Origin of the sequence: Akkermansia sp. GGCC_0220 (genome assembly GCF_017566105.1) — a bacterium.
In the GTDB taxonomy this organism is placed as follows: Bacteria; Verrucomicrobiota; Verrucomicrobiia; order Verrucomicrobiales; family Akkermansiaceae; genus Akkermansia; species Akkermansia massiliensis.
In genome coordinates this window covers 1-23677 of the sequence record NZ_JABFCI010000012.1, presented here as the reverse complement: position 1 = coordinate 23677, position 23677 = coordinate 1, and the positions used below count along the sequence as shown (strand labels likewise).

The following is a 23677-nucleotide window of genomic DNA, read 5'->3' as shown; positions in this document are numbered from 1 at the left end:
AGATGGCTGGATAGGGGCTGGCTCAGGCCGCGGGGGTCTTGTCCGTTTTCCCGTCAGGCGCGGGGGCGGCCTCCTCCGGAGTTTCCGTCGCGGCGGGCGCGGGCTGCTGGTCTCCCGCGGCATCCTGGGGCTGTTCCTTTTCCTCCTGCTGCTTGACGTGGTTTTCGAACTCCTGCTCCGTAATGGCCTGGGGCGTGGGGTAATAATCCCCGGCAGGGGGCGCGGCCGGAACTTCCCAGTGAATGCGCACCAGTCTGTTCCTGCGCTGGACCACAACGCTTGCCTGTGCCCCCCGCTGGGTGGTGACATATTCTACGAGGTCCGGATACGGATTCTTTCTCCCATTGATGGAAACGAGCACGTCCCCCGTTCTGAGGCCGGCGTCCCACGCGGGCGACCATTCGGCCACGTAAGCCTTCATGGGGCCGTTCCCGTTGCGGTCCTGGATGAAGGTGCCCCCCATCAGGTTGAAGGAGGAGGGCGCGGGCATCCGGTGGCTGGTGGAGCTGAAATAAAGGGCGTTCCCCGGGCCGTCCAGCCAGAACTGGCGCGCGGCCAGCGCGCCGTAGCCCAGGATGATGTCGATGTCGTCGGGAATGCCCATCACTTCCGGATTGGCGAAGCTTTCGCAGAGCAGGATGTTCTTCAATTCCAGGGGGCCGAGCTGGAAGGAGCTCACGTGCATGCATTCATGGGCGTAAAAGCCGCCCGCGGCGGGGCTGTAGCCGGAATAAACGCTGACGAACGCGTCCGGGTAGGCCTGCTTGATGGCGTTCCAGCGTTTCTTGGAGATGTAGACGGCATGGGGCGCGCCCGTATCCAGAATGATGCGCCGGCCGTGCTTGTCCGCAATCTGCGGGTAGTCGGAACCGGGTATCAGGGAAAGCTTGTGCCAGCTCCGTATTTTGGAGGGCAGTTTGTTGAAAAAGCGGTGGGAGCGTTTGGGATAGTTGATGTTCCACACGTACTTCCGGATGCACTCCCAGCCCAGCAGTCCGTCATACGGCGCCTGGTCCACCATCACCACGTCCTGCTTCCGGGAAATGGGTTCTCCGTCATCCTTCAGGGAAACGGGCACATTGGCCGTGCGCATGGCGCCCCTGCCGCGCAGGCGGGCGCCGATGGATTCCACCGCGGGGGAGAAAAGCAGGGACGTCTGGACCGCTCCCGTGTCCACCCCCATCATCAATTGCGTTCCGGAGCTCCACGCCAGGGCCACGGGGGTGCCGTCCAGCGGGTTGGCCGCGTCAATGGGCGGAGAACTGCTGTCCTGGATAGGCCGGTGCGATACGCAGGAAACGCACAGCATGGTTGCCAGAAGCATGATGGAGGAACGAAACATAAAGCATTCCATTCATAACAAACGGACCAGAGGCTGGCAAGGTTTCCTTCCTGCTTATGGATCTTTTTGGCGGCATCAGTCCGTAAAACTTGCCACGATGTATCTATCTGATAAGGTAGAAGCATGATATTCAGGACTTTGGCATATGTGTTTCTTCTGGGCTCCGTGTCATGGGCGGATATTCCGCCTGCTCCGTCTCCCGGTGTTTCCGCTCCTCCGGAGCTGTGCCTGTTCCGGGCATGCATGGAGAAAAGCGGCGGCAGTGTCATGATTTCCCCTTTTTCCCTGTATGAAGTTCTCCGTTACATGCTTCCGGGAGCGGCGGGGGAAACGGAGAAGCAGATGGCGGCCGTATTGCCCGGAGACAGAAAAATCAGGAGGGACTGGACTTTTCTGTCTGGTGATTTTTCGCGCTCGCTGCGCTGTTATTCCGCCAACCGCATTTTTGCAGACCGGTCCGTGGAGTTGAAAGACGCCTATAAAAAGGCCGTGGGGCCGGATGCCGTGGCTCAGGCGCCCTTCCGGGAAAACATGGCGGAAGCCGTGCGGCAGGTGAACGCCTGGGCGGCAACGAATACGGGAAACCGCATCAGGAATCTTCTGAATCCGCAGCGGATGAGTGACCGGACGGTGCTTGTGCTGGTGAACGCCATGTATTTGAGAGCGTTCTGGGACAGTAAATTTGAAGGGCGGGACACCGCGCCGCGGACCTTTGTCCGGGAGGACGGCGCTGCCTGCCAGGTGCCCATGATGAAGCAGCAGGTATTCACGGAGGGGAGGTCATGGCCCCGGCAGGGAGGAATGTATTATGAAAAGGACGGCGTGCGGGGGGCAAGCCTGTTCTTTACGGGAGGGAAGGGCGCGCCCGTTTTCATGGCCGTTCTTCCTCCGGAGGGGAGGAAGATGAAGCAATTCATTGACGGGATGACCGCAGAGGAATGGAACGGCATCCTGTCCTCCCTGTCCGCCCGGGATGCCGCGGAAGAAACGCGGAAGCCCGGCGGAAAGCCCCTGGAGCAATATTCCAGATACCATCTGCGGCTGCCGCGTTTCTCCCAGTCTTCCCCCACGCTTTCCCTGAAAAAGGCCCTGGAGGCGCTGGGAATGGAGGACGCGTTTACCGGCCGCGCCGATTTTTCACGGATGGGGAGCTGCGCGCCGGAGCCGTTGAAAATCCATGGCGTGTACCAGAAATGCGCGGTCAGAGTGCGGGAGGAAGGGCTGGATGCGTTCGCTTCCACTGCCGGAGAGATGGATCCATTTGCCGGCGCTCCTCCCCGCGGCAGGGGGCCGGAGATCGAATTCAACCGTCCTTTCCTGTGGCTCATTTACAGCCCGGAGGACCGGGCCGTGCTGTTCATGGGAACTTATGAAGGGCCGGAATGCGGGAAAAAGGAAGGAAAGCCGTGAAGTTTGCGCGCTCCCAAAAATCTTGATTTTCACAGGGGCCCGTATAGGGTAGGGGTGAGCCGTTATGACCACCCCTACGTTTGAAGATGCCGTGAGCCGCATTGTGCGGAAGGATCCCCGTTTTGCGGAACGGGCGTATTCCTTTCTGAAAGATGCGCTGGATTTCACCATGCAGCGCATTGAAGAGCAGGAAAACGGCTCCCAGCGGCATGTCAGCGGGCAGGAATTGCTGGAAGGCTTCCGGGATTACGCCCTCGCCCAGTTCGGCCCCATGGCCTCCACCGTATTAAAGGAATGGGGGCTGAGAAACGGGAAAAATGTGGGAGAGATGGTTTTCCTGCTGATTGAGGAGGATGTGTTTTCCAAGCAGCCGGAGGATTCCCTGGACGATTTCAAGGGGTTCATGAGTTTCCGCAAGGCCTTTGAAGAGCCTTACGAATTCCAGGAGCAGCCCAGTTGACCCCCCGTACCGCCATGAGCAAGGAACCCGATGTACGCTGGCCCGCTGAATGGGAACCGCAGGACGCCGTCTGGCTCTCCTGGCCCCACCGCAGGGATTTGTGGCAGGGCGGCCTGGATGAATTGCAGCAGACCTACGGGCGCGTAGCCGCCGCCATTGCCCCGCATGCCCGCGTGTGCGTGAATGCCGCGGAACCCCTTCATCCGGGCATCAGGCAGGCGATGCAGGCCGCCGGGGTGCGGGAGGACCAGTACCGCCTGTTCAACCATCCGGCCAACGATGTCTGGTGCCGGGACCACGGCCCCGTCTTCGTGCAGGACGTGGAGGACGGCTCCCTGATGCTGGCGGACTGGCAATTTAACGCCTGGGGCGGCAAATTTGCTCCGTGGGACCTGGACAACGGCATTCCCTCCCTGATCGGCGCTTCCCTGGGGCTTCCCGTGCGCAGCTCCTCCATGGTTCTGGAAGGGGGCGCGATTGAAGGCAACGGGGACGGCCTGCTGGTGACGACGGAATCCGTGCTGCTGAATCCCAACCGCAACCCGGAATGGAGCCGCGCCATGATTGAGGAGGAATTGCGGCGCATGCTGGGCGCCAGGTCCATTTTCTGGCTCGGTTCCGGCATTGAGGGGGATGATACGGACGGGCACATTGACGACATGGTGCGCTTTGTGTGCCGGGATGCCGTGGTCTCCATCGTGGAGACGGACTCATCCTCCCCCCATTACCGCGCCCTGGCGGAAAATAATGAACGCCTGCAGGATTTGAGGGGCGTGGACGGTTCCGGCGTGGAGGTGATTCCCCTCCCGATGCCGGACCCCCTCCATGCGGAGGACTGGCGGCTGGACCAGCTCCCGGCCAGTTATGCCAATTTCCTCATCGTGAATGAAGCCGTCATCGTTCCCGTGTTCAACCAGCCCCGGAATGACGACCGCGCCCTGGGCATTCTGCGGGAATGCTTCAGCGGAAAACAGGTAGTCGGCGTGGACGCCCGCAAGCTGGTGCTGGAAGGCGGAGCCATCCACTGCATCACGCAGCAGCAGCCTGGGCCGAGGAAGGAGGCCCCATGAACGGAGAGGAAGGCGTAACGGTGGATGTGATTCTGCCGATGGAGAAGGCCGGCGACGACCGCGCGCGCCGCGCCGCCGTGGCGGAAAAGCTGGGCATTTCCCCCTCCCGCATCAGGGAATTGCGGCTGGTGAAGGAATCCATTGACTCCCGGCAGAAAAACATTTTGTTCCAGCTCCGTCTGCTGGCGGGGGTGGACGGCCCTCTGCCTCCGGAAGAACCTCTTTCCCGGGACTATCCTCCCGTCAGGCCCGGCGCCCCGGTGGCGCTGATTGTGGGATTCGGACCTGCCGGAATGTTCGCCGCGCTCCGCTGCCTGGAGCTGGGGATGAAACCCGTGGTTCTGGAACGGGGGAAGGACGTCTCCTCCCGCCGGTTTGACCTGGCCCCCATCCTGCGGCAGGGCACCGTGATGGAGGATTCCAATTACTGCTTTGGGGAAGGCGGCGCGGGCACGTTCTCGGACGGCAAGCTGTTTACGCGCGCGACCAAGCGCGGCCCCGTGCGGGAGGTTTATGAAATTTTCGTGGCCCACGGCGCGCCGCGGGAAATCCTGACGGACGCCCATCCGCACATCGGCTCCAACCTGCTGCCCAACGTCGTGAAAGCCATCCGGGAATCCATCCTGAGCGCGGGCGGGGAAATCCATTTCAACGCGCGGGTGGAGCATTTGCTCCGTTCCGCGGACGGCCGCCGCATACGCGGCGCGGTCTGTGCGGATGGCCGGGAATTTGCGGCGGACGCCGTTCTGCTGGCTACCGGGCACAGCGCGCGGGACGTGTACCGCATGATGCTGGCGGAGGGGCTGGCCCTGGAACAGAAGCCCTTTGCCGTGGGCGTGCGCATTGAACATCCCCAGGCGTTCGTGGATGCCCGCCAGTACCATCTGCGCCCGGACCGGAAACGCCCGGAACAGCTTCCGGCGGCGCGCTATTCCGTGACGACCACCATTCGGGACCGCGGCGTCCACTCCTTCTGCATGTGCCCCGGAGGCTTCATTGTTCCCGCCGCTACGGAAAATGACGAGGTGGTGGTCAACGGCATGTCCCTGGCCCGGCGGGATTCCCCGTTTGCCAACGCCGGCTTTGTGGTCAGCGTGCATCCGGAAGATACGGAATCCTTCCGCAGGGAGCACGGCGTGCTGGCGGGCGTGGCGTACCAGAAGGCGCTGGAGACCGCTTCCAGCCGCGCCGGCGGAGGCATGCAGAAGGCCCCAGCCCAGAAAGTGGAGGATTTCCTGAACGGGCGCGTTTCCTCCTCCCTGCTTCCCACCAGCTACCACCCCGGCATTACATCCCACCCTCTGCATGAGCTGCTTCCGGGGGAAATCGTCTGGCGCATGCGGGAAGGGCTGCGGCAGTTTGACCATAAATGGCGCGGTTTTGCCGGGGCCTCCGCCCAGCTCATCGGCTGCGAGACGCGCACCAGTTCCCCCGTGCGCATTCCGCGGGACCCCGCCACGCTGGAGCATCCCGGGCTGGAAGGGCTGTATCCCTGCGGGGAAGGGGCCGGGTATGCCGGCGGCATTGTTTCCGCCGCCCTGGACGGCCGCCGCTGCGCGGAGGCCATGGCGCGGCAGATGTCCCGTTGAGGGATGCGGCGCTCCGTGAATCCCTTTTCAAGCTTTGCCGTGCAAATTCCGGCGTCCCCGCCGTTGGCCTTGTAAAAACAGCCTTTCGTTCCGGAAATGATCGGGGCGTGCAAGACGGTAGGGAAGCGGCTGGAGGAACGGTATTGCCGGAATGCATGTTTGTGGTATGGTGTCTTCATGGGTAAGATGGTTCGTTTTCTGATCGTTTTAAGTTTATCGGGAATGGCGGCCGCCCAGGATATTGCTCCTCCCGCCGTGCCGGACTTGAACCGGGATACGGAGGAAGGAAGGGTGCGGGAAAGGAATCGTAAAGAAATTCGGAGCTTTCTTGCCCAGTTGTGCCTTGTCCGGAACCTTCCTTCCTTTGAAGTAATAATCAGAGGCGGCAACGGACTGGCTACGGAATTTTATCAGGTAATCCTGGAGGAATTCCCGGAAAATGCCCTGAAACGCTGTCCTGCGGATTTTCAGGAACTGGTCGTTGTAAAAAAGAGCAAGATACAGGAATTCCTGGACGGGCTTGAAAAGAATATTGTCTGGCCTTACATGGCGGATGAAGAAGTGGCCGCCTTGCTGTTCAAGTACGGCTTGAAGGATGAAGAGGAACGGATTGCACGCTGGGTAACTTCCAGGCTGGGTTTCAGGAAAAGTGACACCCCCGCGTTTAAAGCCCGGCGCATCCGTGAACTGAAAGAGGAGATGGAGGCCGGGAAAGTCGTGGTTCCCGAAAATATTGGCGAGGCTGAGGAAATGGAGGACGGGGAGGTGATGGAAGATGTTTGAGAAGAAAGCCGTTATCTTCCGTTTTACCTCCTGCCCGGTGGCGGAATCTGCCCCTGGTGGAGCGAACGTGCGGAAAGCCGTGGAAGGGATGGATTGCTTTCCGCGGCTCCCATTCCGCAACGTGGAGGTTTTAAGTTTTCCCGGTGAAGACGTCCCGGAAACGTAAAATATTAAAGGAACAAGGGATTACCGCAGATTTCGAACGATCGGGAAGCCCCGCTGTCCAAAAGTGAACCATGAGAATGCCCCTGAACTTTTTATTGCTGTGCCCCGTGCTGTTTGCGCTGTCCGGTGCCGCCCAGGATGTCGGGGCGCCCGGAATGCCGAATGTGGATTTGGAAACGCCTTCCGGGCAGAAGCTGGCGGCGGAGAAGGCGACTATCCGCAAATTCTTCGTGCTGCTTTATTTAGCCGTTCTCCTGCCGGTCGTGGAAAACCAGGGCGAGGTATTCAAGGAAAAGGACCTTTATCCCCTGATACTGGCGGCTTTTCCTGAACAGGAATTGAAGGAATGCCCGCAAAAGCTCCAAAAGCTGATGAATGCCAGGGTTCAGGCTCTGAAAGAGGCGGCGGACGGAAAAAGGGATTTGCAGTCCGAGCCGTTTAATCCGGAAGACCCGGAGGTTCTGGCCTTTCTGGCGGAATACGGCATGGAGGACATGTGCCGCCAGGCCTTGAACTGGATGGAGCGGGAAGTCAACGCCCGCGGCAACATGGACCAGGACTCGTTTGCCCAAGCGTTCAAGCAATTTCGCGATCATGTCCGTTCAGGGCGCCTCGTCATGCCGGAGACGGTGGAGGAATAAGTCCGGTAGTTGTTCCGCTCCGGCGTTTTTCCGGAAGAAAGGGCAAGCCTGTTGCGGCGGATGCCCGGAATCCACGGCATCCGGCGTATGGGCGGCTGTGCGGGAAGGTCCATGAATGGGAAAAGAAGCGGCCCCGCTACGGAATGGCGGAAAACTTATTGCCCGCGGACGGTCCCGTGGTATGCTGTGAATATGGCTGGCATGAGTCGCTTTTTATTGATTGGTTTATTGTTATGTGTGGTGTTCCCTCTTTTCTCCCGTGCTCAGGATATTGCTTCACCGGGAATGCCTGTCGTTGATTTGGATTCCGCGACCGGGAAAAAAATTCAGGAGGAGCGTGCCGCCATATGCGGTTTTATGGTTGTACTGGTTTTGAATCAGATGATTTTAATGCTGGAAGAGGATCCTGCGGAGAAAATGGATCTGCAAAAGAGAATAAAACATTTTTGGGAGTTCATTCCCATGAACGCGCTTGCCCGGTGTCCGGAAGATTTCAGATGCGCAGTACGGCAATGGAAGGATACGTGTGAGAAAAAGATGGAGGAGTCTGGAGCCGTTCCCGGAGACTTGGAGATGGGTGCGTGGGAAGACGTACGCCTGCTGATGGAAAAATACATGGTGCAGGAGGCGATACAGCCGGTGATGGGTTGGATGATGAAGAAGGCGGGTATTTCTGCCCTGGAGATGGAGGATGGCGCCGGCAAAAAGGAAATGCTCAAACGTCTTAAAGGAATCAAGGAAAAGCTGGAATCCGGAGAAGTGGTTATTCCTGCGGAAATCATGCAGAAGCAGGAGGGATAGAAGCTGGGCGGCGAGAGGAGGAAGAGCAGTTTTTACCGGGCTGCGCCCCTCGTTGCCTTCAGGGCGTTTGCTGTGGTTGCTGCGGACCTGCCTGTCTGGTTTTCCGCAGTAGCGGACAGGGAGAATAATGTTGACCGCATGTGAAGGGCTCCTGTAACGTGGTTTCATGTTAAGTCTGTTCCGGCGGGTGGTGGTTTCTGCATTCCTGACGGCGTTCCCCGCCATGTCCCAGGATGTGGCGGCGCCTTCCATGGCGAACGTGGATTTGGAGACGGAGGAAGGGAAGGCCCTGGAACGGTATCAGCAAGCCATTGACCGGGTGGAAATGCTGGGATGCGTTCTGGGAACGATGATAAGGCTGGAAATGAAAGGCCGGGAGACACGGGAAATCGTGGCCGCCATGATTGTTCGCATGAACTCTGCGCCGCCTCCCCGAATGCTGGAGTTGTGCCCGCCTGATTACCGGAAAACCTTTGAGGCGTGCAGGGAAGAATCCGCCAGACTGCTGGACAGGATGAAGACGAAAAAAATGGATGATGAACAATTCGACAAGGTTTTTAAGGAATATTGCAACCGATGCAATGAAATGAATGCTCCCATGATGGAAAAATACCGTTTGAGGGAACGCAGTTCTCTTTTTTTCCGGATGCTGGAAAGCAAGGTGATAGGATTGAACAGGGAGGAGCGCATGAAGGCGCTTCAACGAATGAAGGACGACCTGATTGCCGGAAAGCTGAAAATTCCAGGGGAAAATGAAGGAATGGAAGAAGAAACCGGATTGATAAGATGATGCTGAATGTAGTTTTCTGTGCAGTTCTGGCATGGGCATGCTGGCTGGGAATGGTGCGGGGGCAGGATGTTGCTTTTACGCAGGAACCGTCCGTGCGGGAGGCGCAGAGTGCGGAGGAAAAACTGTTCAGGGACCGGGACGCCATTATCCGGCTCATGATGTGGAGCATGCTGTATCTGGAGAAAAGGGCGCCGCTGCTGGACCGGATGCCGATGGAGGGCGTGCACCGCGCTTTTTTGGAATCGTACATAGCCGTTCCCGTCAGACTGGTGGAGGAATGCCCCCCGGATTACCGCAAGGTGTTTTGGCTGGTGGATGCCATGAGCAAGGCCTTTCTTCAGCGTATGGAAAAAGAGAAGCTGGCGGGAAAGGAATTGATCCAGGAGTACGGCGTTTATGTTAATGCATGCAATGAATTGCTGCTTCCCGTCGTTTCCCGGTATCCGCTTTCCGAAAGGTTTCAGCAGGTGGACCGGGAGCTCAGAAGGCAGATGAAAGCGGCCACAGACCGGGAAGCGCTCATCACGGCCCTGATGGAGCAGATGGAGGATGTGGAACGCAGTCTTCCTCCTCCGGAAAAAGAAGGGGCTGTCTCTCCGGAGAAAAAGTGTGGGGAGAAGGTGGAATAAGGATGGACAGATGCTCTTATCAACTAATGATCAAGCTGATTTTAGCCGCAGGGTTGGCGGGCTGCTGCCTGGGAATGGCGCAGGGGCAGGATGTGGCGTCACCCTCCATGCCGAATGTGGACGGGTACCGGCAGACGCCGGAATTTGCCCGGGAACGTGCCGCCGTTGCCAGGTACATGTTTTTCTGGACCTTGTGCGGGCGGATTGCCATCCTGGAATCTGATATTAAGGGAAATGTTAATGCGGGGCTGCTTTGCAAGCGGCTGCTGAATCTGCTTCCTGAAAATATTTCAGCCGGGTGTCCGGAGATGTTCCGGAAAGAATGGATGGAGCATGTGGAAAAAATAAAAGCCGCGTTGAATGAAAATCCCGAATGGATGGAGACGCCGCAAGGGAAAAAGGAATGTGCTGCGATAGAGGCTGTGATGAAACGCCTGGATGAGCGGTATGGAATAGAACGAGCGATTTATTTGTCCAATGAATGGCTTGATAAGCGGTTGGAGACCGGGAAAAGGAATGATGCCCCTGAAATATTCCTGAAGGATTTGCTCCGGTTGAAGAAGGATTTGGAGTCCGGGAAACTGGCTGTTCCTGTGGAGTTTATATCCCAAGAGAGGAAGGAAGGATGAGAAGGCTGGGCTTGTTGCTGTTTCCGGTGCGGGAAAGAAAAAAGGTTTTCACCGCTGAAAAGGCGATGAAATTATTCAAATGGTTTTCCCTGGCGGGTATGGCATGGGGATGCGGTTGTGGCGTATTGAGCGGACAGGACGTTGTGGAACCGCTCATGCCGAATGTGGATTTGGAAGTGCAGCAGTTCAGGAAAGCCCGCGCGGCTATCCTCAAGTACCGTGTCATGCTTGAATTGTGCTGTGAAATTATTTCCCTGGAACGGGGAACTCCGTCCGGTGACAGGAGTAAAAGCATGTTTGACCTCATGCCGGAACGGTTTGAGGCGGAATGTCCGCCTGATTTCCGGGAGTCGTATATTGACGTCCTGAAGATGGTGGATGAATACTGGAAGGGAGATTTTTCCCGGAAAGACATATCCGTTGTGCAGAATCTCATGGCCAGTCTGGACGAGGCCAGGGAACGGTTTGACCATCAATATGATTTGGGCCGCTCCATGAATGCGTTGATTGACTGGCTGGACCGTGGGACGATGAAGAGGGAGGGGGAAAGCGCCCCTGACCTTTTGAAGCGCCTTTACCAGTGGAAAAAGGACCTTGAGTCAGGCAAGGCGGTTATTCCGGAGGATGCGGGAGACCCTTCCGGAAGCTCCGGGCAGTGGAGACGCGGAACAGGGGAAGAGGCGGTTTCACAGGCAGACCATGAAAGAGATGGGTGAAATGGGGGAAAAGGCGTGTGCCCGGTGAGGCCGTTCCGGAGTTTTTGCGCCTCCGTCCGGGCATCCTTCACGCCCGCGGCCCCCGCCGTTTTTTTTGAAGGTTAAGTCTTGCCAGGGCAGGGGGCTTGGGGCCATAATCTGCAAGTTTCACAACCGCACACACAGCCATGAAAGTCATCGTCATCTACGGCAGCCCGAATGATAAGCCCTTTATGGAACCCGCCCGCGAGTATTTTGCGCAGGAGAATGTTCCGTATGAAGAAACCGTCCTGTCCGCCCACCGCGACCTCCCGGAGCTGGTCAAGTTCCTGGGTGAGCTGGAAGCCAGCGGGGAAAAGGCCGTCATTCTGGCTGTAGCCGGGCTGTCCGCCGCCCTTCCAGGCGTGGTGGTGATGAGCTGCTCCCTTCCGGTCATCGGCGTGCCCGTTCCCGGAGGCCCCCTGAACGGCATTGACGCCCTGCTGGCGATCGCCCAGTGCCCGGGCGGAGTGCCCTGCACCACGGTGGGCCTGCACAAGAAGACCCCCGTCAACGCCGCGATGGCCGCCCACCGCATCCTGAAGCTGGCCGGCCTGTAACGTTCACTCCTTTCCCATCAGATGACTCCTCCTCCGTCACAGGAAATCGTGTTGGACGGCCCGGGGATTTCCCGTGCGCTGGAGCGCATGGCCCACGGCATCGTGGCCCGCTTTCCCGGGGAACCGCTCGCCATCGTCGGCCTGCTCAGCCAGGGGGACGTCATCGCCCGGAGGCTGGTGGACAAGGTGAAGGAGCTGGGCGTGGAAGCCCAGTACGGCGCCATTGACATTTCCCTGTACCGGGATGATATTTTCAAGCTGGAGGCCCGCCCCTCCCTCCGTTCTTCCAACCTGCCGTTTTCTACGGATGACATGAGGGTGGTGCTGGTGGACGACGTCCTCTACACGGGCCGCACCGTGCGCGCGGCCCTGAACGCCCTCTTCGACTACGGCCGCCCGGCCCGCATTGAACTGGCGTGCCTGATTGACCGCGGAGGGCGGGAAGTGCCCATCCAGCCGGATTACACGGGCCATGTGCTGGACCACGCCGGAGCCAAGGTCATCGTGAGCATGAAGGAGGCCGACGGCGAGGACCGCGTAATCATCTCCTCCCACTAGACACTTTTCAATCCATTACCCGTTTTCCATGAATCCCCGCAAGGACCTTCTCAACATCTCCTCGTTGACTGACGAGGAAATTCATACGCTGCTGGATTCGGCCGGTCCGATGAAGGAGCTCTTCACCAAAAGCGTCAAAAAGGTGCCTGCCCTGAAAGGGAAGTCCGTTTTGACGCTTTTTTATGAGCCCAGCACCCGCACCCGCTCCTCCTTTGAGGTGGCGGCGGAACGCCTGTCCGCGGACGTGACCAACTTCACGGTGTCCACCTCTTCCGTGGTGAAGGGGGAATCCGTGCAGGATACGATCGCCACGCTCCAGGCCATGAAGGTGGATTACGTGATCGTGCGCCATTACAACAGCGGCCTGCCGAACGTGATTGCGCGCCATACCTGCGCCAGCGTGATCAACGCCGGGGACGGGGCCCATGCCCATCCCTCCCAGGCGCTGCTGGACTCCTTCACCATCCGGGAGGTGTTTCCGGAGGTAAGGGGCAAGCGCGTGCTCATCGTGGGGGACATCCTGCATTCCCGCGTGGCGCGTTCCACCTCCCTGCTGATGAAGAGGCTGGGGATGGAAGTGGCCTACCTGGGGCCCGGCTCCCTGGTGCCGCGCACGGAGCACTCCGGCATCCCGCGCTTTTCCGATTTCAACGAGGCGTTCGCCTGGAAGCCGGACGTGATTTACCTGCTGCGCGTGCAGAAGGAGCGGCAGGACGCCCCCTTCTTCCCCAGCGCCCGGGAATACAACAAGATTTACGGCGTCACGGAAGAACGCCTGAAGCGCATTTCAGATGAAGGCCTGTATATCATGCACCCCGGCCCGGTCAATCGCGGCGTGGAAATCTGCGACCTGGCGATGGATTATGAGCGCTGCCTGATCAACCGGCAGGTGGAAAACGGCATCGCCTGCCGCATGTCCATCCTTTACCATCTCACCCCGCAAACCCAGCACTGATTGCTCATGAAAACTTCCGTACTTATTCGCAATGCCCGGACGGCGGACGGTTCCGCTCCGGTGGATCTTCTGGTTTCCGGAGGGGTAATCGCCGCAAAGGCCCCCGCCGGGACGCTCCCGGAGGATGCCGCAGAAAGGGTGCTGGACGCCTCCGGAAAGCTGGTTCTGCCCGGCCTGTTTGACCTTCACGCCCACCTGTGCCAGCCCGGCCGTGAGGACAAGGAACGCGTGGCCACGGCTACGGCCGCCGCCCTGCATGGCGGCGTGACCGGCCTGATGGCCATGCCGGATACCGATCCCGTGATGGACAATGCCGCCCAGATCACCACGTTCATGGAAATCTGCCGCACGGATGCGCTGGTGGAGGTCATCCCCTCCGGCTGCCTGACCAAGGGGGACGGCGGGGAAGAGCAGGCCTCCTATGACTCCCTGCGCGCCAAGGGCGTGCGCTTCATCACGGACGGGGACCGCGCGCCGGACAACATGCTGCTGCTGTACCGCGCCATGCAGTACGCCAGCAACCTGAATCTTACTTTCGCCCTGCGGGGGGACGTGCCGTCCCTGACGGCCAAGGCCACCATGCACCCGGGCACCACCTCCTACCGCCTGGGATTGACGGGCTCTCCCTCCTGCGCGGAGGAAATAGGAATGGAAACCATCATCCGCCTTTCCGTGGATACGGGCAACTCCCTGCACGTCCAGACCGTTTCCACCGCCGGCAGCGTGGACATCCTGCGCCGCTGCAAGCCGGTGACCGCCGGGCTGAGCGCGGAAACGGCGCTCCACCACCTCCTCTTCACGCATGAAGACGTGGGCCGCTACGATACCAGCTACAAGACGCTCCCGCCCCTGCGCGGGCAGTCGGACGTGGACGCCCTGATCGCCGCGGTGAATGACGGCACCATTGACTGCATCGTCTCCGACCACACGCCCTGCACCCCGTTCTCCAAGCTTCAGGACTTCGTCGTCGCGCCGCAGGGAATGATTGCGCTGGATACGTTCCTGCCCGCCATTTACCAGTATCTGGTGGAACCCGGGAAAATGTCCTGGCAGACGGTGGCGCGCGCCTGCAGTGACGCTCCCCGCAGGCTCATGGGCCTGCCTCCCGTCTCCCTGGAAGAAGGCGCTCCGGCCAATCTGGTGGTGTTTGACCCGGAGGGTGAAACGCCCGTCACGGATAAAACGCTCCGCAGCCGCGCGCGCAATACCCCTTTCCTGGGCAAAACCCTGAAGGGAAAGGTGGAGGCCGTGGTGCTCGGAGAACAGCTCCACTGCTTTTGACGAAAGCGTAACGCAGAAAGAACGGAGACTGTTAATTATTAACTATTAGTTATTAACTTTCATTTGCATCCTGTCGCCCGCGTCAGCACGTGTTATCCGGACAAGTTCGGCGTACCGCGCCAGAGCGGGCTGGTTCCGGGTGCGCGTGCGCGGCTGGTATTTGAGCCGCCGTTCCGTCATCCGGATGCCGTCCGCGGCCTGGAAGGGTTTTCCCACCTGTGGCTGATCTGGGTATTCAGTGAAAACGTAAACGAGGGATGGAGCCCTACGGTCCGGCCTCCGCGGCTGGGGGGCAACGTGCGCATGGGCGTGTTCGCCACGCGCGCGCCGTTCCGTCCCAACCCCATCGGCCTGTCCGCCGTCAGGCTGGAAAAGGTGGAACTGCACCCGCAGGATGGCCCGGTGCTGCACCTTTCCGGCGTGGACCTGGTGGACGGCACGCCCATTCTGGACATCAAGCCATATGTTCCGCTGGCGGACTGCATTCCGGAGGCTTCGGAAGGATTTACGGCTGTTCCCTATGAACGGCTGGACGTGGAAATCCCCGCCGCTCTTGGCGGCACCATGACCCCGGAGGAACGGAAAGCGCTGGCGGATACGCTGGCCTTGGATCCGCGCCCGCAGTACCAGGACGATCCGGAACGGGTTTACGGCCTCCTGTTTTCCGGCTGGGAGGTGAAATTCAGGGTGGAAGGCAGCCGGCTGCTGGTGCTGGCCCTTCATGAAATCAAAGCTGGGTGAAGTACGGCGCGGGAGGCATGATGCGAGCAGCATGCCATCGCTGGAAGGGGGAAATAGTATGGAAAAACTGCTTCTTCTCCCGTGTCTGATGCGCTTTTTCTTTTGCCTGCAACTCCTCTCCCTTGATGCCGGAGTGGCTGGCCCCGGAGGATTCAGGAGGCTGCGCCCGGAGGAAGTGGAAGATGCAAGGTACCGGAAAACTTTCCTTCTGCCGCGTTCTATGGGCTCCCGCCCTCTGTTTCAGGGGTCTTTTTCAAGGCAGGGCCGGGGCTTGCTTTACATGACCGGGGGGAGTAACCTTCCGCCCGGACTCCGGAGGTAGCGCCGGGGTGTTTAAGGGAATGAACAGTGACCGTCAGATAGTTGAAGCGTTTGAAAGGAACTTCCGTGACTACGGGGAACTGGGTGCCTCCGTTTCCGTCTGGAAGGACGGAAAGGAAATCGTTTCCCTTCATTCCGGGTTTGCCGTAGCGGATGAAACGCGCCCGTGGACGGAACACTCGCTGGTGCCCGTTTACTCTGCTACCAAGGGAGCCTCTTCCGCCGCCCTGCTGCTGGCCCTGCACCGGCAGGGAGCCTCACCGCAGATGAGCATGGGGGAACTGTGGCCGGAATTCCCGCTGCCTTACGCATCCATCGCGCAGATGATGTCCCACCAGTGCGGCCTGGCGGCCTTTTCCCGGACGGCCAGCGTGTTTGACCATGAGGACTGCGTGCGCGCCCTGGAGGAAACCGTTCCGGCGTGGCGGCCCCCGGAGCACGGCTACCATCCGCATACCTACGGCGTGATGCTGGATGAACTCATGCTGCGCCTGACCGGGAAACGCCTGTGGCGTTACTGGGAGGAATACATCCGTACGCCGCTGGACCTGGACTTTTACATCCGCCTGCCGGAATCCGAATTCAGCCGGGTGGCGACCTTGTACCCCGGCAAGATGGACATGTCCAACATGGGCACGCCGTTTTATCAGGAATACATGAAGAAGGGAACGCCCGTGAACCGCGCGTTCAACACCCTGACAGGCCTGAACAGCGTGCGCCAGATGAACACGCCGGAAGCGTGGACGTCCGGAGCCCCGGCATTCGGTGGCGTGGCCTCCGCCCGCGGCATGGCGCAATTCTACCAGGCCTGCCTGGGGCTGGATGAACTACGGATATTCCCTTCCGCCGTGCGCGGCTGGATGCAGGACATTGTCATTGACGGCCCGGACCTGACCCTGAAAACGCCCACCGCCTTTTCCTGCGGCTTCATGCATGACCCCGCGGACCCGGCCACGGGCCGCAAGCTGCGCCATCTGTTCGGCTCCGGCGGCTTCGGGCACGCCGGGGCGGGCGGCTCCCACGCCTTTGCGGACCCGGTCTGCGGCCTCTCCTTCGGCTACGCGATGAACCGCATGGACCTGAACGTGCTGCCCGGCGTGAAGACCCGGAACCTTATCAGCGCAGTGATGAAGGAAATGGAGGAGAGGCCGGGGGCCTGACCTTTCTCCCGGAAAGAACCGGAGGACAGAGGAAGAAAAACCGTTCTTCCTGAGTAGGAGGGAGATTTTCCGTATGCGCCGTCTCTTTCAAGTACGGTTGTTTTCGGAAGCCTGCGCCGCTCCCTCTCCAATGGTCTCATTGGGTATCCAGCCTTCCTCCCGGTCGCTTGTTCTCCGGACCCACGTCCACCCGTTCAGCGTCCTGATCTTGAGGATATCTTCCCCCGGGTCTACGTCCAATTCCCTGGCGCTGTAATCTTCCAGCACCGTTCCCCGCGTTCCGTCTCCCGGAAAGTCAATCAATTGAACGGGAACCCAGCCTCCTGTCCCTTTACTGTTTTCCGCCCATATCCAGTCCTTCCAGTTTTCCTCCGGAGCTCTTTCCCCCAGCGTAACGCTTTCCCCCTTTTTCAATTTGATGGGATGTTCATATTCCGTCCTGTGTGAAGCTATCGTTTTAAAGGTTTTCATTATTATATATGTGTGATGATCTTTTTCCGTATGGTAATAGAGTCCTATTCGCGCCTCAGTGGCTGTTACATGATTTGACGGGAGCTTGTGTTCCTGATGCGGCGGATATCAGGTTAATCTTCATTTGCTTTCACCCATGCCAGTTTCCATTCCCGGCCCATTCCGTCTTTGGCCCTTAGGGTGAGTGTTAGTTTCAAAGGGGATAATGATTTTTTGCCGATTTCCATGAAAAGAGAATTCTCTTCCGTTTTGGTGGTGACGGAGTCGGATGTCCAGAGAATGGATAAGACAGACGTATTTTTTATTTCCGGAGGAAGATGAGCGGTTTCATTGGGATTGATAAAATGCGTCTCCGTCTCGGCATAATCCCTATTTTCAGCGGATTGTCTGGATTGGGTTCTTTCAATAATAAGAGTTCCTACTTCAGCAGATAGAGAGTCCTGCGTTTCCTGGTTTTTGAAATAGAGATGGGGAAACTGGGAAGAAATATCCGGAACGAAATCGTCATCTCTATGGTCGGCACACTCGCTTTTTTCTTCCGTTCCAGCCTTTTGAGAATCGAGGCGGATGCTCTTTTCATGCCAGATAATGCTCCCCTCAACGAGTGAGACGGCAGCGAGGAGAACAATAGTGATATTTGTAAGACGGTTATTCATGCTTCTTTCAAACAGGGGTGGGATGATGAAAATTCCAATGCTGGTCATTGTTTTCCGGCAGCATGTCTTGATGCATTCCGGTATGTAAAAGCGCATCTCGCTGCCCATCCGCAAGGGATAGTGCAGTGAGATGCGGTAATGACGTTCAGGAAGTCCATCTGGCCGTTGATGTACAGGGTGCGGGAGAGAAGGAAAGCCTCTCTGTTGGCGTTGTTTTCCTTGTGCAGGTATTGCATCTAGGAGGTGTAGTTGCCGTAGGCAATCAGAGCGTCTTCCACCTTCTCCATTAAGGTGAGGAAGTATTTTGTTGAGTCCCTTTTGCTGTCCAGTAGAACGTTTTTATTATAATTCTTGTCAATGCCGCTTCCTTTTCCATAGCAGCTAGATAGAAAACATTAAGCGGATGAAGTCCCTTGATTTGCTTTTAATTCCCAGATTCGCTCCAAGGGAATAGACAAGATTTTTCGATTGAACAATTTTAAGCTGGATTTTTTTTTCCGCAGTAGAAAATAACCTATTTTTATCTCTTGAAGAAGCCCGTTTCCAATTTCATTCTTTGACTTCCGCTTTTACCAGCTTTCCCTGTCTATTGATAGAAAATTCCTGAGAACTCCATTTTATGGATGTAACTTTCAATCTTTTACCAATCAAATCCTTCCAATTTAGAGGATTGAAGAATTTTCGATCGTGCGCGTCAGCCGTATACTTCTGAAATCCGTCACTTCGAATGTACAAACGTTCTCCCGGCAACAGAATTTTCCTGTCTTCTTTTTTTGTTTCCCTGCCAGCTTCCCCGATGATTTTTTCATGATTCTCCATTACTTCCACCAACCGAAAATTCATGTCAACGTTCAAAGGTCCCGTATACCCGGTTAAAGGAACCTGTAAGGGGTGATCCGTCTCATTCTTTAAAACGACTGACAAATAAAATTGAGGGGTCCGCGACGATTCATCAGCTACGATGCCGGTACATTCTAAGATTCCCTCATGGCCGGTTGTATCCCCATAACTTTTTATTTCCAAAATTTTGGGGATTACAAATATTCCCGTCAGCCATGATATGGTGCCCAGCATGTTGTCGTCATGTTCAACGTTGCAATAGCTTTTGATCATGTACGAACCACTTGCAAGAAGTGAAGAAGGTACGGCAAAGAAGATCATCATTTTTGTCTTAGGAGCAATTTCTTCACGCAAACTTATTCCGCAACGCCCTAATTTTTGCTCTGGATAGACTCTTACCCACTGTTTTCCTTCTTTCCGAAAAAGTTCGAACGTCTCAAAAGATACATCGGAAATGGCAATATTTGATGAAGACACGTTCTCCAGAAAAAAACCGAGGTACACTTCCCCTTCAACCTTCCTTGGAATCAAGCGTTCACTCCATACAGAAGAGGGCAAACTCTCAAAACAACCAGCAAATGACGTTTGTACCCATTGTAGACTTATTGAGGTTCGGTCATTTCTTATTTCATTCTGAACTGTCCATGCCCCGGCATGAATAGGAAAAAAGAGCATTAAACAGATGATTTCCAGTATGAATTTATTTTTCATCATTTTTCTTATCTTGGTAAAAGAGCACCCTCAACTTGATCCTTCACTATATTTGCAATCTCATCAGAAATTTCTGGATAATTCACTCGTTTCCAAGTATGAGGAGCATTTGGACCATTGTCATAAGTTTCTTTTGTGTTTGCTATTGCCGTATTGTACTGCTTATCCAGAACAGAAATAGTACGCTTAGTTGCATTCTCTTTGCAACTTCCATAGGTAAAAAAATAAATAATGCCATTACTCAATTCTTCAACAATTGCAGTTTTCAATTCCTCCCCGGCTAACCAAGCTTTAAAATCTTTCACATGATCCATCTCCTTACTGTAAACCCAGTCATATGGAGCATAAACACTGGAATTCGTAGCGCCAACAGATTTGTAAACATAGTCACTTGAAATTTTAAAAACCATGCCATTCTCCGCAACAATATTATAATACGTCAAATCTTCCGGCTGATTAATCACAATAATCACACTGGCTTGGAGAGAAACACTTTTTACTTCACACGGGCTTGCTTTGGCAGCTTTTGCCTTACCACATATAACAGAGATTGATGCCCGGTTTATTTTTACTTGAGTATTTGCAAAAACGTTGGGATCAGTAGCTTGAATTTTAAATATGGAATCTTCTCCCACTCCTTCTGGAATGAATCCAGCAGGCGTTTCTATAACATTTACTTCATCTGTTCCAGTGACATTAATATCATCCTTTGTTAGAAGAAGTCCCAGGAAATCCCATTCCCAATGATTGCTGACAAATCCATAAAGATTACGTCCTGCCTGTTCCCGTATGGGATCCCTGTTGATCCACCTACCGTCGAGCGGATTAAGATGGCGATAGTTGTAGTAGACAAGCCCTAATTCATCGTCTGTGAACTCGCAGGAAAAACGGAACTTGTTGGATTGTGCCATGTCTCCGTCCGCTGTAAGCAGGGCGCCGAAAGGAGCATACTCGTAGCGGGCTCTTCGCGTTCGTTGGCCGTCGAAAATGGAAGTCACGTTTTTTCGAGCATCGTGCATGAAATAAAAATTCTCTTCCGTTGTCACTCCCCTTTTCCATCTGGTCGTCATCAGGACGCGTGTAGCCGTACGCACCGTCGGATCCCATACATGGGTTCTCGTCAGCATGGCTTCCGAGTGCATCAGATCCAGCTCAGCTATTTGTAAATAGCCTCGGTATAAATAGTAGGAATGAGAAGAGGTAACTGCATTGATAGTGATTTTTTTCTCAAAGCGGCGGCCCTGGTAGTCGTAGCCGCAGGTGATGGTTGTTCTGCCATCCTGGCTGGCGAAGACGACGGGGCGGTCGTTGGCGTCGTAGGACACTTCCCATATGCCCGTTGAGGTCCTGATGCGGGTCTGGTTGCCGTCGGCATCGTAGACGGGGTTAAAATCTTCTTCTCCCCCGGCAATATCCGTGTACTGGTTGAGCCGGTTGGATTCATAAGCTACTTCTTCCTCCAGTTCCCGGGCTGTTTTGCGGTTGCCGATGTTGTCATAGCAGTACGCAAAGCTTCCTCCCCGGCTGATGCGGTCTTCCAGCAGTTCACTGCGGCTGTTATAGGTAAAATCTCTTATCGTCTCAGGAGTGGTAGCATCCCACGAGTCCCGCAGCTGGACGGGACGCATCAGCGCGTCGTACTGATATTTATGCCCAACAACTGTTTCCTCATTTCCCTCCATCTTATAACCGATAGCGGTTACGAGGTTGAGTGTGGGATGGTAGGTGTTTTGGCGGACCATGCCGTTGGGGTAGGTGAGATGGTTGAGGAAGCCGCTGGTTGGATCGTACTGCCAGGTAAAGGGAGAAGCGATGCCTTCCAGATTCATCCCAATAATGCCACCTTTGGAATCGTAGTCAAGATGGGAGTGCTGCACGGTGCGTGTGCCGAGCATCAGGCGGTATCCGTTGGAACGCCCCTGGGCATCGTATTCTTCTTGAAGAGAACTTTCCACCTGTCCAAAGGAAGTGTCCTGAATCATCCTGCCGTAGCTGTCATAGGAAAATTCCCTGAGACCCGAAGCGTCATAGACGGAGATTATCTGCCCTAGATGGTTGGATGAAAAGATCCAGGGAGAAGTTCCATCGCTGTAGGAAACCGAGATGAGTTCTCCTGTAAAGGGAGCATACTTATACGTTGTGACAAGCCCCCTGGCTTTGACAAGTGTCTCCTGACGGTTGAGCTCGTCATAGGTTTTGGAAACACAGGAACCGTCGGCATAAGTCTTTTTCAATTCCAGCCCCGTGGCCTCGTCATAGAGCCAGATGGTGGTATCTCCGTCGGTTTGGCCGGAAGGATCGGAAGTGATGTCGCCTTCGTTTGCACGGAAGGTAGTCAGGGCCACTATGCGGTCGGCTTCGTCGTAGGCGAAGCAGGCCGGCTGAATGGCGGTGCCATATTCGGCTGTCTTTCTGCCGCGGATGTCATAGGAATAGCAGGTCGTTCCCACCAGGGCATCGGTGATACAGGCGGGATTGTCACAGCAGGGCAGGTAGTTGTTGGTGGTCACGTTGCCTGCAGAATCGGTGACTTTGACAGTACGTCCCGCAAGGTCGGTTTCCGTGGTGGTGACATTGCCTCTGGCGTCCGTGTGCTTGAGAACCATGCCCGTGGAGGCGTAGGAACGGGTTTGTGAAGAACGGATTCCAGCGTGATCGGTCTGGCTGGTCTCAAAACCGTCCACGACCAGTGATTCAGCTGTGATCTCCGAAGTGGGAATGCGGCTGAACCAAGTGCGCCTGGTTGGAGAGGTGTACTCCGTCCACTGGATGCTCTGCTGGCCGTAGACGTCCGTGGTGATGGATTTGTTTTCCAGTACAGCGCTGAGTCTGGAAACCATGTTTTCCGTGGTCTGGGTGAGGGGGAATCCGTCGGCGTTGCAGGTGGTGGAAGTCTGCACCTGGTAGACGCCGTCTTCCCGAACCCGGTAACAGGAGGAACTTTCCGATATCCTGTTTCTGGTGGTGTCATTGGGATGAAGTTCATCCAGAAGAACGGTCTGCTTCACGGCTTGCCCCAGTTCGTTGTAATCCGTGAGGGTAGGAGCAAGATCCTCCGTTTGAGAGCGGACCGATTGTCCTTTGTCGTTGTAGAAGTTCCTGGTGACGATAAAGCCGCCCCTGGTATTGGGATGTTCCTGCCGGACGGTTTGACCAAAGCCATTTTTCAGAATCCGCGACAGCACAACTCCCTTGGACAAGGTCGTGGTCAGGATGCCTTCTTCGCTCAACTCCAGCTTGGTCTCCACTTCTCTTTGCCCCGTTCCTCCCTGCCAGAGTATGGTTCCATCATAGTACTTTTTGGTAATCAGCGTAGCGCCTGCCGGGGTGGTGGTGGTAGTGGTGAGTCCGTCTTCGCCGTACCCGGTTCGGGTGGTGCGTCCCAGCATGTCCGTGGAAGAAATCACCCGCCCCAGATCGTCGTACTCCGTGCTTTCCGTCGCCGTCATGGGACCCACGTCACGCCGCGTGGCGATCGTCCTTCCCGCCGCATCCTTCGTGTAGGAGATAATCGTTTCGGGCGTGGTTTCCGTCGCAGCCCGAATAGTCTCCACCAGCTGCTTGGCCGAGTTGTAGCCGTAGCCGGTGGTGATGCCGTCTTCGTCGGTTTCCCTCAACGGGCCGCAGCACATCCACTCCGTCGTGCTGGTCCTGCCGTTGCCCTTGGTCGTCTTGATGAGCCTCTGCTCGTCGTCGTATTCGTAGTCCTCCGAGGCAATCAGCGACCAGTCCTCTCCGGTGTGAACGTATTGTTCTCTCCTGGTGGTGGCGCCGTTTTCAGCGATGTATTCCACGTTTCGGGTGCTTTGTCCCGGAACGATGCTTCCGTTGGCCTGCACGGTCTCCGTCACCTGGTGAATGGCTCCGTATTCCGCGGCGGCTTCGTAAGTATAAACGGTTTGCACCCCGTCAATACTCTGGCTCATCTTTTGCCTGCCCCGGGCGTAGGGATATTCGGCTCCTTCCCCATAAGTCTCTTCTACACTCGTATGAACCTGGTCGCTTCCCAGCGCGGTTTCCGTGACCGTGGTGCGGTTCACCTGCGGGCTGTCTTCATAGGTGTAAGTGCGTTTGAGAAGCGCCGTTTCCGTCCCGTCCTCGGCAATGATTACTTCAGTTTCCGTGGCGGGTCTGAAGTCGTTAAAGCGCAAGTCGGCGTAAGTCGTGCGTGTTCCCTTTTCACCGCCTCCGGCCCAGGGAGAGGCCTGCAGCACTACTCGTCCCTGCTCGTCGTACTCGTAGCGCGTATAGCCGCCATTGGGCTTGAGTTCCAGGGACATCCGGAACTGGTCGTTGTAGGTATAGAGGGTGGTCCGGGCCAGAGGGGTCTTGTATCCCTCCGTCCGGCTGATGGTCAGCCAGCCGCCGTCGGTATACTTC

23 protein-coding genes are annotated in these 23677 nt (G+C 56.6%); 17 read left to right on the top strand and 6 right to left on the bottom strand.

The window, feature by feature from the left end; translation table 11 throughout:
- Positions 1–22: 22 nt before the first annotated feature.
- Entirely contained in the window at positions 23–1324 is a 1302-nt protein-coding gene (locus tag HJW02_RS09275; protein WP_146018232.1) for a PDZ domain-containing protein, read from the bottom strand.
- Between the two features lie 141 nt (positions 1325–1465).
- On the opposite strand from HJW02_RS09275, the gene HJW02_RS09270 reads away from it, so the two are divergent.
- The 9 genes from HJW02_RS09270 to HJW02_RS09230 all read left to right on the top strand — a co-directional run bounded on the left by HJW02_RS09270 (position 1466) and on the right by HJW02_RS09230 (position 9680).
- Positions 1466–2752, top strand: coding sequence for a serpin family protein (locus HJW02_RS09270; protein ID WP_102721075.1), 1287 nt, complete (start codon positions 1466–1468; stop codon positions 2750–2752).
- Positions 2753–2816: 64 nt separating this feature from the next.
- On the top strand, positions 2817–3212 hold the full coding sequence (locus HJW02_RS09265; protein WP_022397477.1) for a Minf_1886 family protein: 396 nt from the start codon (positions 2817–2819) through the stop codon (positions 3210–3212).
- A gap of 14 nt (positions 3213–3226) precedes the next feature.
- A complete protein-coding gene (locus HJW02_RS09260; RefSeq protein WP_102721313.1) occupies positions 3227–4282 on the top strand; it encodes an agmatine deiminase family protein in 1056 nt (351 codons plus the stop codon).
- Positions 4279–5871, top strand: coding sequence for an FAD-dependent oxidoreductase (locus HJW02_RS09255; RefSeq protein ID WP_102721076.1), 1593 nt, complete (start codon positions 4279–4281; stop codon positions 5869–5871). The genes HJW02_RS09260 and HJW02_RS09255 overlap by 4 nt, the downstream gene beginning before the upstream one ends.
- A gap of 177 nt (positions 5872–6048) precedes the next feature.
- Entirely contained in the window at positions 6049–6654 is a 606-nt protein-coding gene (locus tag HJW02_RS09250) for a hypothetical protein (RefSeq protein WP_156340771.1), read from the top strand.
- 236 nt (positions 6655–6890) lie between these two features.
- Positions 6891–7460 carry a hypothetical protein gene (locus HJW02_RS09245; protein WP_146017941.1) on the top strand — a complete coding sequence of 190 codons (570 nt, stop codon included), beginning with the start codon at positions 6891–6893 and terminating at the stop codon, positions 7458–7460.
- A 201-nt stretch (positions 7461–7661) separates the two neighbouring features.
- A complete protein-coding gene (locus HJW02_RS09240) occupies positions 7662–8261 on the top strand; it encodes a hypothetical protein (protein ID WP_146018230.1) in 600 nt (199 codons plus the stop codon).
- A 166-nt stretch (positions 8262–8427) separates the two neighbouring features.
- Positions 8428–9051, top strand: a complete 624-nt coding sequence (locus HJW02_RS09235; protein ID WP_102721080.1) for a hypothetical protein — start codon at positions 8428–8430, stop codon at positions 9049–9051.
- A complete protein-coding gene (locus HJW02_RS09230) occupies positions 9048–9680 on the top strand; it encodes a hypothetical protein (protein WP_102721081.1) in 633 nt (210 codons plus the stop codon). Before HJW02_RS09235 ends, HJW02_RS09230 begins: the two co-directional genes overlap by 4 nt.
- A gap of 19 nt (positions 9681–9699) precedes the next feature.
- Here HJW02_RS09230 and HJW02_RS09225 read toward each other — a convergent pair whose 3' ends face one another.
- Entirely contained in the window at positions 9700–9858 is a 159-nt protein-coding gene (locus HJW02_RS09225) for a hypothetical protein (protein ID WP_156340772.1), read from the bottom strand.
- Here HJW02_RS09225 and HJW02_RS09220 point away from each other — a divergent pair.
- The 8 genes from HJW02_RS09220 to HJW02_RS09185 all read left to right on the top strand — a co-directional run bounded on the left by HJW02_RS09220 (position 9857) and on the right by HJW02_RS09185 (position 16619).
- Positions 9857–10309, top strand: a complete 453-nt coding sequence (locus HJW02_RS09220) for a hypothetical protein (RefSeq protein WP_146018229.1) — start codon at positions 9857–9859, stop codon at positions 10307–10309. The genes HJW02_RS09225 and HJW02_RS09220 overlap by 2 nt on opposite strands.
- Before the next feature lie 65 nt (positions 10310–10374).
- The gene (locus HJW02_RS09215) at positions 10375–11025 is read left to right on the top strand and encodes a hypothetical protein (RefSeq protein WP_146018228.1); all 651 of its coding nucleotides are present in this window, start codon (positions 10375–10377) and stop codon (positions 11023–11025) included.
- A 167-nt stretch (positions 11026–11192) separates the two neighbouring features.
- The gene (locus HJW02_RS09210) at positions 11193–11603 is read left to right on the top strand and encodes an AIR carboxylase family protein (RefSeq protein ID WP_022397467.1); all 411 of its coding nucleotides are present in this window, start codon (positions 11193–11195) and stop codon (positions 11601–11603) included.
- A 21-nt stretch (positions 11604–11624) separates the two neighbouring features.
- Positions 11625–12161 (top strand): bifunctional pyr operon transcriptional regulator/uracil phosphoribosyltransferase PyrR, encoded by a 537-nt coding sequence (gene pyrR / locus HJW02_RS09205; protein WP_102721084.1) that lies wholly within the window; start codon positions 11625–11627, stop codon positions 12159–12161.
- Between the two features lie 28 nt (positions 12162–12189).
- Entirely contained in the window at positions 12190–13116 is a 927-nt protein-coding gene (locus tag HJW02_RS09200; RefSeq protein ID WP_022397465.1) for an aspartate carbamoyltransferase catalytic subunit, read from the top strand.
- A gap of 6 nt (positions 13117–13122) precedes the next feature.
- Positions 13123–14397, top strand: coding sequence for a dihydroorotase (locus HJW02_RS09195; RefSeq protein ID WP_146018227.1), 1275 nt, complete (start codon positions 13123–13125; stop codon positions 14395–14397).
- A gap of 63 nt (positions 14398–14460) precedes the next feature.
- Complete coding sequence (gene tsaA, locus HJW02_RS09190) at positions 14461–15138, top strand: tRNA (N6-threonylcarbamoyladenosine(37)-N6)-methyltransferase TrmO (protein ID WP_022397463.1); 678 nt, start codon at positions 14461–14463, stop codon at positions 15136–15138.
- A 341-nt stretch (positions 15139–15479) separates the two neighbouring features.
- On the top strand, positions 15480–16619 hold the full coding sequence (locus tag HJW02_RS09185) for a serine hydrolase domain-containing protein (protein WP_102721087.1): 1140 nt from the start codon (positions 15480–15482) through the stop codon (positions 16617–16619).
- An 87-nt stretch (positions 16620–16706) separates the two neighbouring features.
- Here the strand turns inward: HJW02_RS09185 and HJW02_RS09180 are convergent, their stop codons facing one another.
- The 4 genes from HJW02_RS09180 to HJW02_RS09165 all read right to left on the bottom strand — a co-directional run bounded on the left by HJW02_RS09180 (position 16707) and on the right by HJW02_RS09165 (position 23577).
- Positions 16707–17090: an SH3 domain-containing protein gene (locus HJW02_RS09180; protein WP_102721088.1), complete on the bottom strand. Its 384-nt coding sequence runs from the start codon at positions 17088–17090 to the stop codon at positions 16707–16709.
- Positions 17091–17203: 113 nt separating this feature from the next.
- Positions 17204–17794, bottom strand: a complete 591-nt coding sequence (locus tag HJW02_RS09175) for a hypothetical protein (protein WP_102721089.1) — start codon at positions 17792–17794, stop codon at positions 17204–17206.
- A 501-nt stretch (positions 17795–18295) separates the two neighbouring features.
- Complete coding sequence (locus HJW02_RS09170) at positions 18296–19300, bottom strand: hypothetical protein (RefSeq protein ID WP_102733189.1); 1005 nt, start codon at positions 19298–19300, stop codon at positions 18296–18298.
- A 5-nt stretch (positions 19301–19305) separates the two neighbouring features.
- A complete protein-coding gene (locus HJW02_RS09165) occupies positions 19306–23577 on the bottom strand; it encodes an RHS repeat-associated core domain-containing protein (RefSeq protein ID WP_208050633.1) in 4272 nt (1423 codons plus the stop codon).
- Positions 23578–23677: the final 100 nt, after the last annotated feature.

Excerpts from the sequence above, each read along its gene's own strand:
- HJW02_RS09180 (WP_102721088.1), bottom strand. The coding sequence starts at position 17,090 with ATGAAAACCTTTAAAACGATAGCTTCACACAGGACGGAATATGAACAT.
- HJW02_RS09235 (WP_102721080.1), top strand. The coding sequence starts at position 8,428 with ATGTTAAGTCTGTTCCGGCGGGTGGTGGTTTCTGCATTCCTGACGGCG.
- HJW02_RS09255 (WP_102721076.1), top strand. The coding sequence starts at position 4,279 with ATGAACGGAGAGGAAGGCGTAACGGTGGATGTGATTCTGCCGATGGAG.
- HJW02_RS09240 (WP_146018230.1), top strand. The coding sequence starts at position 7,662 with ATGAGTCGCTTTTTATTGATTGGTTTATTGTTATGTGTGGTGTTCCCT.
- HJW02_RS09185 (WP_102721087.1), top strand. The coding sequence starts at position 15,480 with ATGAACAGTGACCGTCAGATAGTTGAAGCGTTTGAAAGGAACTTCCGT.
- HJW02_RS09215 (WP_146018228.1), top strand. The coding sequence starts at position 10,375 with ATGAAATTATTCAAATGGTTTTCCCTGGCGGGTATGGCATGGGGATGC.
- HJW02_RS09210 (WP_022397467.1), top strand. The coding sequence starts at position 11,193 with ATGAAAGTCATCGTCATCTACGGCAGCCCGAATGATAAGCCCTTTATG.
- HJW02_RS09170 (WP_102733189.1), bottom strand. The coding sequence starts at position 19,300 with ATGATGAAAAATAAATTCATACTGGAAATCATCTGTTTAATGCTCTTT.
- HJW02_RS09230 (WP_102721081.1), top strand. The coding sequence starts at position 9,048 with ATGATGCTGAATGTAGTTTTCTGTGCAGTTCTGGCATGGGCATGCTGG.
- HJW02_RS09175 (WP_102721089.1), bottom strand. The coding sequence starts at position 17,794 with ATGACCAGCATTGGAATTTTCATCATCCCACCCCTGTTTGAAAGAAGC.
- HJW02_RS09245 (WP_146017941.1), top strand. The coding sequence starts at position 6,891 with ATGAGAATGCCCCTGAACTTTTTATTGCTGTGCCCCGTGCTGTTTGCG.
- HJW02_RS09200 (WP_022397465.1), top strand. The coding sequence starts at position 12,190 with ATGAATCCCCGCAAGGACCTTCTCAACATCTCCTCGTTGACTGACGAG.
- HJW02_RS09250 (WP_156340771.1), top strand. The coding sequence starts at position 6,049 with ATGGGTAAGATGGTTCGTTTTCTGATCGTTTTAAGTTTATCGGGAATG.
- HJW02_RS09265 (WP_022397477.1), top strand. The coding sequence starts at position 2,817 with ATGACCACCCCTACGTTTGAAGATGCCGTGAGCCGCATTGTGCGGAAG.
- HJW02_RS09275 (WP_146018232.1), bottom strand. The coding sequence starts at position 1,324 with ATGCTTCTGGCAACCATGCTGTGCGTTTCCTGCGTATCGCACCGGCCT.
- HJW02_RS09270 (WP_102721075.1), top strand. The coding sequence starts at position 1,466 with ATGATATTCAGGACTTTGGCATATGTGTTTCTTCTGGGCTCCGTGTCA.
- HJW02_RS09225 (WP_156340772.1), bottom strand. The coding sequence starts at position 9,858 with ATGTACCTGGCAACGGCGGCACGTTCCCGGGCAAATTCCGGCGTCTGC.
- HJW02_RS09220 (WP_146018229.1), top strand. The coding sequence starts at position 9,857 with ATGTTTTTCTGGACCTTGTGCGGGCGGATTGCCATCCTGGAATCTGAT.
- HJW02_RS09165 (WP_208050633.1), bottom strand. The coding sequence starts at position 23,577 with ATGTCCCTGGAACTCAAGCCCAATGGCGGCTATACGCGCTACGAGTAC.
- HJW02_RS09195 (WP_146018227.1), top strand. The coding sequence starts at position 13,123 with ATGAAAACTTCCGTACTTATTCGCAATGCCCGGACGGCGGACGGTTCC.
- HJW02_RS09260 (WP_102721313.1), top strand. The coding sequence starts at position 3,227 with ATGAGCAAGGAACCCGATGTACGCTGGCCCGCTGAATGGGAACCGCAG.
- pyrR (WP_102721084.1), top strand. The coding sequence starts at position 11,625 with ATGACTCCTCCTCCGTCACAGGAAATCGTGTTGGACGGCCCGGGGATT.